General features: G+C 38.0%; 9 protein-coding genes. All 9 read left to right on the top strand.

What is annotated here, in order from left to right:
- Positions 1–119: 119 nt before the first annotated feature.
- The 9 genes from FCJ93_RS03100 (at position 120) to FCJ93_RS03060 (ending at position 12,986) form a co-directional block, all read left to right on the top strand.
- Positions 120–1,064 carry a Gfo/Idh/MocA family protein gene (locus FCJ93_RS03100; RefSeq protein WP_095309601.1) on the top strand — a complete coding sequence of 315 codons (945 nt, stop codon included), beginning with the start codon at positions 120–122 and terminating at the stop codon, positions 1,062–1,064.
- Positions 1,065–2,242: 1,178 nt separating this feature from the next.
- Complete coding sequence (cas6, locus tag FCJ93_RS03095; protein ID WP_137742898.1) at positions 2,243–3,169, top strand: CRISPR system precrRNA processing endoribonuclease RAMP protein Cas6; 927 nt, start codon at positions 2,243–2,245, stop codon at positions 3,167–3,169.
- The gene (locus FCJ93_RS03090; RefSeq protein WP_137742897.1) at positions 3,162–4,040 is read left to right on the top strand and encodes a DUF6602 domain-containing protein; all 879 of its coding nucleotides are present in this window, start codon (positions 3,162–3,164) and stop codon (positions 4,038–4,040) included. Before cas6 ends, FCJ93_RS03090 begins: the two co-directional genes overlap by 8 nt.
- The gene (locus FCJ93_RS03085; RefSeq protein ID WP_137742896.1) at positions 4,027–5,517 is read left to right on the top strand and encodes a Cas10/Cmr2 second palm domain-containing protein; all 1,491 of its coding nucleotides are present in this window, start codon (positions 4,027–4,029) and stop codon (positions 5,515–5,517) included. Before FCJ93_RS03090 ends, FCJ93_RS03085 begins: the two co-directional genes overlap by 14 nt.
- Positions 5,514–7,595 carry an RAMP superfamily CRISPR-associated protein gene (locus FCJ93_RS03080; RefSeq protein ID WP_137742895.1) on the top strand — a complete coding sequence of 694 codons (2,082 nt, stop codon included), beginning with the start codon at positions 5,514–5,516 and terminating at the stop codon, positions 7,593–7,595. The genes FCJ93_RS03085 and FCJ93_RS03080 overlap by 4 nt, the downstream gene beginning before the upstream one ends.
- Positions 7,579–8,973 carry an RAMP superfamily CRISPR-associated protein gene (locus FCJ93_RS03075; RefSeq protein WP_137742894.1) on the top strand — a complete coding sequence of 465 codons (1,395 nt, stop codon included), beginning with the start codon at positions 7,579–7,581 and terminating at the stop codon, positions 8,971–8,973. The genes FCJ93_RS03080 and FCJ93_RS03075 overlap by 17 nt, the downstream gene beginning before the upstream one ends.
- The gene (gene csx19, locus FCJ93_RS03070) at positions 8,970–9,539 is read left to right on the top strand and encodes a type III-D CRISPR-associated protein Csx19 (RefSeq protein ID WP_095316561.1); all 570 of its coding nucleotides are present in this window, start codon (positions 8,970–8,972) and stop codon (positions 9,537–9,539) included. Before FCJ93_RS03075 ends, csx19 begins: the two co-directional genes overlap by 4 nt.
- Positions 9,523–11,454, top strand: coding sequence for a TIGR03986 family type III CRISPR-associated RAMP protein (locus FCJ93_RS03065; protein ID WP_170211197.1), 1,932 nt, complete (start codon positions 9,523–9,525; stop codon positions 11,452–11,454). Before csx19 ends, FCJ93_RS03065 begins: the two co-directional genes overlap by 17 nt.
- A 1,136-nt stretch (positions 11,455–12,590) precedes the next feature.
- Positions 12,591–12,986, top strand: coding sequence for a DUF3221 domain-containing protein (locus FCJ93_RS03060; RefSeq protein WP_170211196.1), 396 nt, complete (start codon positions 12,591–12,593; stop codon positions 12,984–12,986).
- The last annotated feature ends 36 nt before the right edge of the window (positions 12,987–13,022 follow it).

The raw sequence follows: 13,022 nt of genomic DNA, 5'->3' as shown, positions 1-13,022 counted from the left end.
ATGTAAAAAGGATGTTAAAACGGCCAAATCATGCTGTAGTATATCATGTTATAAATTAAATGACAGTTGTCTTTTCCTCATGTACGATAGATATAACACAGGGAAAGGGGATTTTTTATTTGTTACATATTGGTATTATTGGTCTAGGAGCAATTGGGCAGCGTTTAATGAAACAATTTTTGCAGCATCCTCATATAGAAGTTGTGGCGGTCTGTGATCAGCTCGAACCGTTAGCAAGAGAGACAGCTGGATCTATTAGGGGAGCACAGGCTTATACAATGTATCAGCAATTAATCGCGGATCCGAAGGTTGAACTTGTTTATGTCGCAGTCCCACCGAAATTTCATTTTCCAATTGTGATGGAAGCATTGCGGGCCCAAAAACATATTTTATGTGAGAAGCCTTTAGCAAACTCAGTGGAAGAGGCCGGGGAAATGTTGAAAGTGGCAACAGAAGCAAATATTATTCATGCAATGAATTTCCCGCTTAATTATGGAGCGGCTGCAACAAAATTTGCCGAGTTAATTCGTGAAAATTACATTGGCAAGCTGAGACGATTACAGCTTGCCATGCATTTCCCGGAATGGCCGCGTCCGTGGCAAAAAAATAACTGGGTTGGAAATCGTGAACAGGGCGGCTTCGTACTTGAGGTTGGAGTTCATTTCATCCAGCAAACATTGAAGGTTTTTGGTGATTTGAAAAATATCCATACCCAATTAGAATTACCCACTGATCCACTCAAATGTGAAACGGGGATTATCGCAACCGCAAAGCTTGAAGATGGAACTCCAGTTTTAATTGAAGGCATAAGTGAAATTGCTGGAAAGGAATATATTGGTTTTACAGCATTCGGTTCAGAAGGAACACTATCACTCGAAAACTGGGGCCAGCTTAAGGCTGGTAAACTAGGAGAAGAGCTGGAAACTATTTTAATAGAAGATGCAGCACCCAATCAGTTAATCGATGAAATCATTAAGGCTGTTGATGGACAAAAGGCAGAGCTATATGATTTTGAAGTAGGATACAAAGCACAAGTGATACTTGAACAGTTAAGGAAAATCTAGTAAAAGAGAGAATCTTGGCGACAAAAAGGTATTGGTGCAAGTTTGCTAATCGTATTCTTGAGTTTGGAATATTTAAGTTGAAATGTAAGATTTTTGCTATAATTAAGAGGAAGATTGCATAATCTCATTGCTGCAATTCAAAGGCTCAGTCAGTACTGCATGGAAAAGTAAAGTTCACGGAATAGTGTTTCCACGCTTGTTAAAAAAAGAGATTTTCATAGAAGGCTGGAATCGATAGATCCACTAAAAAAGTTGGGAAGTTCTCTCACCATATTATTTTAGGTGCGAATGTGAAGCGCACATGATTTCCCTAGGGGATTCGCACCTTAAAATTAGGGTTTAATCGTCTTATTTGGCATTATATTTACAAATATTTCTTGAAAAACAAGAAATGTTGCATTTTTAAAATGAGAAAAAGTGTAAATTTACTTTTTTTGTTTAAAAATCGCAGTCACACTCTATATGAGTGTGTGGATTGAAATGCCCAGCGTGCCGTTTCAATTTCTTCCGCTGACACCGTCACACTCTATATGAGTGTGTAGATTGAAATTAGAATCGCTATGAAATATAAATGCGGGATGAACAGTCGAACTCTACATGAGTGTATAGAGAGTGATTGAATAAAAACGATTTCTGATGATTAAATCGGAAGAAATTTTTTTAGTTTAAACAGCAGATACTAGAAATTTTTTAACTGACATTAGCTTCAGATGCCTAATTGGTCTTTTGAACTATTTAAAAAACTCTTATCAGGATTATAGAGTTGAAAAAAGGAAAAAATGTCTAATTCTTGCTGATTTTAGAATTAGGGAATGGTAAAATATACATATGAGAATGAAAATTCAGTATATTTGGCCGTGTTCGAGAAATGAATAAATAAACTAACGTTAAAAGATTAATTGCTTGATTCCAGTCAAAACTTTAATGATGAATTTCTTGCTTATACCGCATTTAAAAGAGGCTTAATGCTTTCAAAAAAGAAAATGCGTATTAAGAAAAAAATTGGAATGTGATTATTTTTCTCCATCTAGTTTGTAAGACTATGTTTTTTTAACTCGGAATTTAACAACATCGATCCTTCCTCTTTATATCGACGCGTAGAAATACGATGAAGCAATCAAAATCAATATTAAACCGTACCACTAGATACATAATTCAACCTGTTAAAGGAGTGCTCTATGTTTGATCATATAAAATTGCTTACCTTGAGAGTTACATATGAGGCAAAGAGGTCGGGGACTCTTCCTCGATTTTTGGGGACAACTATTCGTGGTGCGCTGGGCCATTGTATTCGTGGATTTGATTGTCCTACGCCAAGAATGAAATGTTTTGTCTGTCCGATTGCAAGTCGCTGTGACTATGCCAATCGTTTTAACTCCGTTGGAAATGAAGGTGGAGCTGTCAACCCTTTTGTTATACGAATGGTGACATACAATAAGACAAGTTGGAAAGTTGGAGACAAACTCATCTTCGAGATTACTTTAATTGGTGAAACGAGCGACCATGCCGGACTTTTTTTAGATGCTTTTCAAGAAATGGAAAAGCGAGGATTTGGGGCAGAACGGATTCCCTTTGAATTAAAAGAGGTGAGCGATGCAATAAGAAAAAAACAGATATGGAAGTTAGGGAGAATGTCCCTTCGCCATATTCAGCCATCTCCCCTAGTTTGTAAAGAAAGAGAGGCCCACTCGGTAAGAATTAAATTTCATAGTCCGGTCAGAGTACAAGTGAGCAAAAAAGTACTTTACTCGCTAACATTTGCAGACATCATTCGATCGATCAGCAGAAGGTTGGCCCTTTTAACACAAGCGTATACAGATAAACAGCTTAATTGGAATGAAGAGGTGATGCTCTCCGCTGCATCTGACATTCAGACTGAGGCTCAAAGTTGGCGATTAAATGACTTTAAGCGTTATTCAATGAACCATAAAGATAAGCTTCATATTCCGGGGATAGAAGGTTGGGCCCGGTTTTCAGGTAATATTACCCCCTTTACACCATTGCTAGAAGCAGGGGAAAGGATACATTTTGGCAAAAATACTACCCATGGATTTGGCAGTTTTTCTGTTTTTTACAATGAAGAGGAGGGACTTGGGAATGTGTGAAGCAACTAAGAAAGAATTAATTATTAAAAAAACAATAAGAAAGCTTGCGGATAATCATTTGAAAATGGAAAGTTCAATGAGTGAACAATTAAGAATGGAGATTTCTAACCATGGAACCACTCTTGGAGGATATCGTGAAGATCTGTGGTTTGATTTATTTAGAAGAATTATTCCATTGAAATATAAAGTTGAACAAAATGTTTTTATCATTGATTCAAATCAAAACATCTCTAATGAAGTAGATATTGCTGTATTTGATGAACAGTATACCCCTTATATCTTTAATTACGGAAAGATGAAATTCATTCCAATAGAGGCGGTTGCTATTGTCATAGAATGCAAAAGCAAATCAATTAAGGAAGACCAAATTAATACATGGATTAAATCAATAAAAAAACTAAAGACGTCCAATCAATCCAAGGTACGTGTTTATAACCAAGGGGTTATTGACAGTGAAAAGTCGAACGGCTTTGAATCAAGTCGATCAACACGCCCTATTCGCATCCTTTGTGCACTCTCAACAAAAAGTGCCGTAGAGTCATTTAAGGCTGATTTTGATATCATTCTAAATTTAAAAGAGGAGAATAAATTAGAAAAAATAATTGAAAATGAGAACTGGACATACTCCGAATGGTATAAAGAATTAAATTTTTATAGAACAGAAGTATCGAGAATTAAGGGAGACAAAGGTACTTTGTCAGAGTTGAAAGTTAAGGATGGTAACGATGAAAACATCACACTCTCTCTTACGTTCCAATTAAACCAACTGCTGATGCTTATTAACAATCCGATCTTTTTCCCTCATCAATCTTATGTATGTATGTTTAATAAAATCTTAAACCAAGGAGATGGCAGCGATGACTCAAACTGATTCCTACCTCCTTGCCCTCTACGACATTAGTGGGATTCAAGAATACATATTTGCTACGAACCGTATGAAAGAAAATGTCGGTGCCTCACGAATCGTCGGTGATTTAATGAGATCACAGCTGATTAAGGTATTAAAAGAGCACGAATCTATCAAAGTAGATTGGCAAAAAGACATGGAAATTGAGTTATTTTCAAACAGTGAATTTCAGGCGGAAGTCGTTTTTATTGGGGGCGGAAATGCCTTAGTTATTTATCGCGATCATAATCTTTGTCAAAAAGTATTCAAGGAAATTTCGATTAAATTAATTGAAAAAAGTTATACGTTAACATTAATAGCAGAAACTCTTGAATTTTCATATGACAAAACCACGTCTTATTATCCACTATATCAAGAATTGCAGGATACACTTGCACGTAAAAAGGAAGAGATGGTACGGCCTAAGCCGTTTGGGGCATTGCCGATTTCCGCACAAGAACATTTTGGCGGCTTTCCAATTACCTATAAAGACAATCGTTCTACGATTCAAGCATTAAAAGAGCAAGCTACAGAGTCAATAGAGTTGGAAGACATCATTGACCCGCCTCCAAAGAAGCGGTGGGCTGTGCAGATTAATGATTTAAAAAAGAGTCCTGGGGATGATAGCTACATCGCAGTCATCCATATTGATGGCAACGGCATGGGCGAGCAAATGAAACGAAAACTCCAAAACTTAGACAAGAATGGCTTGTCATTTGCCGAACAAGTTAAAGGGCACCGAGAGCTCTCTTTGCAGATTTCACAAGGCTATAAGGACCTGGTTCAGAATGTGATGAAAACCATTTCATTTGAAAAGGACATACTTCCAATTAGACCGTTAATTATGGATGGCGATGATTTGACATTTCTTTGTCAAGCCGACTGGGCTCTGCCTTTAGTCGTCGAGATTCTAAAGAGAATGGAGTCTTATTCAGGGGACTTGTCTTTATCGGCATGTGCGGGAATCGCGTATGTTCATGGGCATTTTCCATTTGATATTGCTTATGAAATTGCAGAAGTATGTTGCAAAGAAGCAAAAAAGAAACGAAGCCAAAACGGAGGGCAAGGGTCATACATCGATTTCCAATTGGTGCGTGGCAGTGACGTCTCGGCTCGGGATGTCACGGGCAGACCGACTAATCCAAATAATGCTGTACTAGGGAGATATCGTCCATATCGAGTATCTGAACATGAGAAAAATGGAGTGAACACCCTAATAGAATGTATTAAACAACTAAATGAAAAGGGAACCGAATCAGAAATGCGTATTCCACGTACTAAACAAAAGTTAATGTATCAAGCGTATTTAAAAGGAACGGAGGACGCTATTAAAGCTGCAAACGAATTGCTAGAGTCCAGGGGTATTGGTGATTTTAACGAAACGAAACCGTGGCTGGATGCATTTGAGCTAGCGGATTACTATGAGCAAAACTTGTTTAAAAGCAGGGTGGTGCAGCAATGACGGTTTATGATCTTGATATTACATTAAATAGCGAACTTTGTGTGGCAACCGGGAGTAGTATTACCGGGTTGGTTGATACAGAGATTGCCCATCAGAAAGGCTTCCCGTATATTCCATCTAAGCGGATAAAGGGTGCTCTTCATGGTGTAGCGCGGGAATTGGTTGATTGGGGATTAGCAGATAAGCTCGCAACGGAACAATTATTTGGTCGAGCAGGTGCTGCTGAGTCCAGTCCGTTGCATGTCTATGATGGCGTTTTGTATCAAGTTCCTGATCCTAGTGATCCTGATATAAAAAAGAAAAACGTAGGCGAAATCGATGTTGGTGCTTTCTCACAATTCAGTTCAGAATCTATCTTGGAGTTGTTTACATCGTTACGAACGCATACAGCATTAGAAGGACAAGTGGCAAAAAGCCACTCATTGCGAACTGTCCGGACCGTGCACAAAGGGATTGTCTTTCGAAGTAGGATTGTTTTAGCGGATAAAACGCAGCTGGAGTTGCTAAAACAATGCGTAAAAGGACTACGAAACCTCGGCATAGGGCGCACGAGAGGGCTAGGCGAAGTGGAGTGTGTCTTAGACAAAGCACAGACTACTGAAGTACCTTTGTCGTATAAGCGAGTCATGCCAAAGAATGAAGTCGCTTTTCGTTTGACACTAGAGCAGCCCCTCCTTATAGCTGGGCAAAGAGGCTTGTATCATAGCAGTGAAGACTGGATTCCAGGAAGCGCTATCCTTGGTGCTTTAGCGGGGATGTATATTACTGACCATGGGTTGGGAGAAGAGGCTCATAAGGACGAGGCATTTTCCCGTATATTCTTGCAAAACGGTGTCAAATTTCATTATGCCTATCCTGAACACGATGGCAAGGTATTTGTCCCGTGTCCTGGACATTTTCAGCAAAATAAAAAGAACCCTACCGAAATCTATGATGTTTTTGCCAAGAGAGATCAACTCGATTCAGAAGATGTAATTCTACGCTCTGTTCAGTCGCTTATTTATCTCGAAGATTCAACGGTTTATGTTTATGAACCGAAAAAAGAAATTCGTATGCATCATTCGAGACCTACAGATCGGGGAATTGGAAGGGCATTAGGAAAAGAAGACGATCCTCAATCTGGCCAATTTTTTCAATATACGTCCTTAGGCGCAAAGCAAACGTTTTACGGTATTTGGCAAGGAACGACGGACGATTTGCAGGCGTTGATCGCGTGTGTTGAGAAAAGGAATGGTCAATTGCGTTTAGGGCGCTCAAGAACAGCTGAATATGGCACAGTGACGATGGAATTCTTGGACGAGCCAAAGCAGGTTCTCACTGATCAGTTATTGCGGAACGAAGAGTATATTGCGATTTGTTTACTGACACCGATGTTATTAATCGATGATTATGGAAGAGCAAATCCTGATCCCGACCAATTTTTAAAAGAGGTAGAGCAAGAATTGATGTCGCATTTAACTTTAAAGCCTACTCGTAAGTTTATCAAACAAACGACACTTTCAGGCTATAACAGTAAGTGGAGGATGCCTAAACCGCAAATTCCTGCCTTGGATGCAGGTACAGTTTTAATTGTGAAAAACCAAGAGGTCGACTGGGAAAAAGTCGAACAACGATTATGGGGCCAGCAAACAGGTGCTGGGTATGGTCGTGTGAAAGTACTTAGTATAAAAAATAGTCAAGCGTCGTCTCCTTTTTTAAAAAAAGAAGTGTCCTTTTCTTCTAAGAATACGCGTGACAAAGGGGAATTTACTAAATGGGTTCTACAACAGCTAAAACACCAGGAGCAACAAAAGCTCGATATAGCAAATGGTAGTAATGTAGCTATACGAGCGATGAATGACAAAGATTTTTCTAGAAACATTGGCCAAACATCCATCCATCAAATGGCTGAATTGATGAACATGAAAAACGATGCTCTTGTTATCAAGCTAATTAAGGAAGTAAAGATAAAAACAAAACAAGTAGTAATGGAACAAATGTTCGAAGATTGTAAAAATCAATCAAGGGAATTTAGAGAAGGATACTTTCAAACACTTAAGTATCAAGTCAGGGGTGGTTCTCATGGCCGAAAAGAATAATAGTAACCCGATTTCGTTCCGTACCTGTGTATTGTTAGAGGGGGAGCTTGCTTCTCCCTTATTAGCTGGATCCGGTGAAGAGGAGTACAGCGACAATGACACGGTTGTTGACCAATATGGGTGTCCTTTTGTCCCAGGAAGTGCATTGGCAGGAGTATTTCGCCACCAGCTGAAAGTGCGTTTTCCTGATGAATTACCGAGCATTAAAGAATTGTTTGGAAAAGACGAGAGTCAGAGCCGTTTATATGTGTATGCAATGACGATTACACCAAAAGCAGAAGGAGGGTTTTCCACTCGTGATGGCGTCAAGCTAAATCAATATAAAACGGCAACTGATCAAGGAAAATACAATATGCGTGTTGTTGAAAGGGGGGCAACATGGAAACTTCGTTTTGAATGGATTGAGCGAGAAAAGGATCAAAACAATGCGATAAAAGAAGAATTGCTTTGCCAGTTAATTGAAGGGTTAATGGATGGAACGATAACAATTGGCGCTAAAACGAATAGAGGATTCGGCAAATTAGCGGTTCGGCGGGTAGCTGTTAAGACATTTGACCATAAAAACAGCAAACAAGCCTCAAAGAGTTGGCTCGATTGGAATTGGAATGATATTGACGATAAGCAGTGGCTACGAAATGAAACATCTCTAAAAAATGGACCTCGTACCCATTTGGTACCCCAGGAGGAATCAAGTCTGCGTGTACCTCTTCTTCTTGATCAGACGCTTATGATTCGTACGTATAGTAAACTTAAGCGTGTATCGGAAGAAGAACAATTACAAGCAGAGCAGCCTGATTACGAACAACTCAATGTCGATCATAAGGCGGTTATTCCTGGTACTACCTGGGCAGGGGCGATTCGCTCCCGAATTAAAAATGTGCTCGTCACACAGTTTTTTATGGAGAAAGGAAAAGCAGACAATCTTTTAGAAGAATTATTTGGGACATGGACGAATGGAACAAGCTCTACGGAACCACTTAAAGCTTCAAGAGTGCGTATTGAGGAGTCGGTAGTTGAAGGCGGAGAGCCTTTCCCGATTACACGAAATGCCATTGATCGTTTTACTGGAGGGACGGTTGACGGTGCTTTATATACAGGAGAACCTTGGGTAAACGGAAAATCAGAACTTATTTTGCGTTGGTCTAATCAAAGCACTAATCAAGGTAGTATTTCTAATGAAGCCATTGGTGGAATGTTACTTTGGGCAATTAAAGATTTACAAGAAGGATTACTCGCTGTAGGAGGAGAGACGAGTGTAGGACGTGGTATTTTTATGAAGGATTCCAATTACAGCCTTATGATTAATGGACAGAAGTTTACAGATGAAAGTACCTGTTTGAGAAAAGCTGCACAAACAGTAAAGGAGTGGAATGCTTGAAACCATTAAAGGTGAACTGTCGCCGATCTAAAATAGAACATGGAACTACGACGCAAGACGCCTTGTTCAAATCGATTCCTGAAAAGCTCCACGATGGTTTTGTCTATGCCGTATTTGACCATGCAATCTGTATTGGGAAGAGCGAAGCTGGCACCCTTTCTTTCAAACAATATACAGGGAAGACAATCGAAGAAAATCTTGATTTTTTACAGGAGATACGGATTTTTAATGAAGAAAGAGAATTTCGTGCTGTTCGTGTTGATGGCCAATTTAGATGGCGTTTACGGATGGATAATGATGAGGGAGAACCAACCTATTATTTAGATGAAACCCATAAATTATGGGGAAAAGCGGTTAATGTTCAAGAAGACGATTGGACGTTACTTAAAGAAGAGCGGGGCACTAAGCTTTGGTTTCCGGAAAATATTAAGAAAGATGGCGAGAAAGGAATTGTCATTCGCCAATACCTCGCCTTTGGTCAAAATAGCTATTGCTTTTCAGATGAGCGCTTAATTGGTTTTGTCGATTGGTATGAAGGAGGAGATGCACATGGGATCCAAGATTAAAAAGGGAGATCGCTTTGTCAATCCATATAATTTTGTCTCATTAGGTGAGGCGTGCGACAAAAGTCCATTTATTTCACCTTTTGAACAACAAGAAAAAACATATACTGGCTATTTCATGTGTGAGTTGATAACAAAAACACCATTGTTTATTCCAAATACCTCAAATAATAAAGCTCTTCATAAAGCAGAGGAACGAAACAACGATAACCTATCGGATTCATCCAGCTTTGAATTTTTTTCGTATACCAATTTAAAGGGCCAACCTGTGCAAAATCAACCCAATTATGAGCCTATAATTCCTGGGTCCGAAATAAGAGGAGCTGTACGCAGCGTACATGAGGCGGCTTTTAATGGATGTCTATCGCAGGTTACCCCCGATAAATCCCTCCATCGACGGACGATGGATGCAAAGCTAGCGGGGATTTTATCTTTCGATGAGAAGGAGAAAAAATTTAAGATTCAACCATGTGAACGAGTGATGTTAAATGTGAAAAAAGGTCACCCTGAGGGAAAGTATGTCGATAAACGTAATTATAGAGAGGGAGAAAAAGTTTATATCAAAAAATCACCTGAGCCCTATAAAGGAAAACAAAACATGCCTTTTGTTGTAGATAACATAGAAAAATTCCGAAAAGAGGAAGATTGGTTAGAAGGTTATATTCATATTGGAGAATTCTTTCCAAGGAAACACCACGAATCGGTATTTGTTCCTACGGGCGCAACCTCTTGTACGGTAGCTCCTGAACAGATTAAAGCCTTTTTAGAATTACTACAGATGTATAAAGAGAATGAACCTCCACATGAGGGATATAAAAGGTATCGAGAAGAGTTAGGTGAGGGATCAATCAATAAAATTCCTGTATATTATAACGAAATCAAAGAAAACCAACAAACCTATCCAGCATACCTATCACCAGCCAATCTTTCAAACGAGATCTTCCACCAAAAAGTAGAAAATCTTTTAAAAGAAAATGGCGGCTATCAACCTTGTACATGCAGGCAAAACGTATGCCCAAGCTGTGCATTGTTTGGATTTGTTTCAAAGAAAGCTAGTCAATCCTTAGCATCAAGGGTTCGGTTTAGTGATGCGAAGATAGAGGAAAAGAATGGTCAATATTTTAAGGAGCCAGTTGTATTACCTGAACTTGGGGAACCAAAACCAGGAACCGTAGAATTTTATACAAAGCGAAATACTGAAACATCTGGCGAAACAAGATTTTGGACGTATGACTATAAGACGAACGGGAAAGTACGAATGAAACTGAAGCCAACAGATTTAACAATTAGAGGAAGAAAGTTTTATTGGCATCATAAACCTAAAAATACAACAACAAAATACGCACTTACAAACATGAGACAACGTATTCGCCCATTGAAGGAAAACCAAGTTTTCTCTTTTCGAGTTTACTTTGAAAATATAACAGACCAAGAGCTAAAAACGCTTCAGTGGGCGCTTGATTTTAATGACGGCAATTGTGCTCATAAGATTGGAAGAGGTAAACCCCTTGGCTACGGAAGTGTAAAAATACAGTTGAAAAGGTTAGTAACTCGTTCAGTAAGTGAGAATGGTGAATGGTTATTAAACCAGTATGAGCCAGATCCAAACTGTATAGGTAAATGGAAACATCAAGATACAGAGGAACAGCGAGATAATAGAGTTGTGGAAACAACAGATCAAAGGGATGAAATTTTGCAAATTGCTACTTTTTGTCAGGAAATAAAAGACATAATTTCATATCCAAAAGGTAAAGTGGAGGGGGCTGGGAAAAATTCGGAGGCATCTCATCAATGGTTCACTTTAAATAAACAACAAGAAAAACAAATCTTGCCAACGATTCAAGAAGAACTATCTAAAAATGATGATTTTCATTTGAAAGAATTATACAAAATAAGTGCTAAAAGAAGCCAAACATAGTTGGTGCGAAGTCCAAGTACACATAAAATCTCTGAGGTTTCGCACAAAAATAACAAAATTATTAGAGTAAAATCGATTTAAATTTTATTAGTTCGAGATTTATTTTATTGTCAAGAAGAATTTTAATGCAATCTATTCAAGTGAGCGGCTCAATATTGTTGATTAGTTATAGAATCCCATCATCAATATGAGTACATGCATTGAGATTTTTTCTTCCATTAAATTGTAATACTAGTCCTTTGATTTTGTTCGAGTGTGTCAATAATGAACCCCGTTAAACAGAGTCATAGATCCTTTGGAAGGACTACAATTAATTGATTTATATGTCTGAAAACAATCAAACAAGTATCCCCATAGCATCACCGTAACGCCGTGAGGGTTTTTGAAGCAATTTATTGACTTAATTATTCCGAAAAATTTAATTGAGGATACTGCTTTTATTATTGATTCGGATGAAAATGTCTTCAATTAGGTTTAACAAAACTTGAAAAGTCCTGAACCGCGTATATTTTTTGCTATGAGCGTTTGAAGTGTATTTCGATTGAGGTGGTTGCTGTGGTGGTACTATTAATTACTTTTTTATAATTGTACTCTTTATATTTGTATTTATCTGAACGGTTTAAAACTTTGCTATAATTAATATTTGGATGAAATTATGAAGTTAGTACATAAACAATTAATGAGTATAATAATGCAGAGGTGTTTGAATGCTATGCGACTTGTAATTCACAATAATTCCTTTAGTACGAATGTGAAGCGCACATGATTTCCCTAGGGGATTCGCACCTAAAAATAAGGCCGTAATCTTCTTTTTCAAGTATTTTTTTACAAATATTTGTTGGAAAACAACAAAAATAGCATTTTTACAACATAAAAAAGTGTAATTTTACTTTTTTTGTTTAAAAATCGCTGTCGCACCTTATATAGGTGCGTGGATTGAAATACTGTACAGTTGGGTACTAATCATAGAGATATGGATTGAAATCGTGACGGTCTACCTAAAGACGAAATGGAAATGACTGTCGAACCCTACATAAACTTCACACCAAAGGAACTATAAAATAACACAGGAGATCACAATGATTGTAGCGAAGATAGTAATATAATAAAATATGACTTTCCAGGTGGTGTGGATTGTGAAAAAAATTTTGACATCAAAGAAGGTTGTATTTGGGGGCTTGTTGTTCTTGCTTTTTGGCATATGGGTTTTTAGCGAAATTAGCAGTCGTTTTTCCATAAAAGGGCAAGAGCCAACTGATGTAGGCTATGTTGTTTTTCACAATGGTACGAAATATTTCGTTAAAGGAGAAAATATTACAGCTTCTGACTTGGAAAATTTTTCTGATGAAGATGTTACTATGTTTTCAAAAAAGTTTGAGGAAATAGCGATATTACTAGATGATGGAATGAAACTTTTAGGGACAGGAATTAAAAGTGGTGATCAGGTCGCTATTTGGTATGAAGAAGTCCTTGAATCGTACCCGGCACAAATTAAATTAATGCAAATAAGGAAAATTGATAAAAACAAATAAATTTGCACTTCTTTACTAATTTTGTAATTGTTTGTT

It is taken from the genome of Robertmurraya siralis, assembly GCF_005502275.1.
GTDB classification, from domain to species: domain Bacteria; phylum Bacillota; class Bacilli; order Bacillales; family Cytobacillaceae; genus Robertmurraya; species Robertmurraya siralis.
The sequence above is the reverse complement of the archived record's forward strand: the minus strand, read 5'-3'. Positions and strand labels throughout refer to the sequence as shown.

Bases quoted from the DNA above. Each gene is read 5' to 3' on its own strand.
- cas6 (WP_137742898.1), top strand. From the start codon at position 2,243: ATGTTTGATCATATAAAATTGCTTACCTTGAGAGTTACATATGAGGCA.
- FCJ93_RS03090 (WP_137742897.1), top strand. From the start codon at position 3,162: ATGTGTGAAGCAACTAAGAAAGAATTAATTATTAAAAAAACAATAAGA.
- FCJ93_RS03085 (WP_137742896.1), top strand. From the start codon at position 4,027: ATGACTCAAACTGATTCCTACCTCCTTGCCCTCTACGACATTAGTGGG.
- FCJ93_RS03080 (WP_137742895.1), top strand. From the start codon at position 5,514: ATGACGGTTTATGATCTTGATATTACATTAAATAGCGAACTTTGTGTG.
- FCJ93_RS03075 (WP_137742894.1), top strand. From the start codon at position 7,579: ATGGCCGAAAAGAATAATAGTAACCCGATTTCGTTCCGTACCTGTGTA.
- FCJ93_RS03065 (WP_170211197.1), top strand. From the start codon at position 9,523: ATGGGATCCAAGATTAAAAAGGGAGATCGCTTTGTCAATCCATATAAT.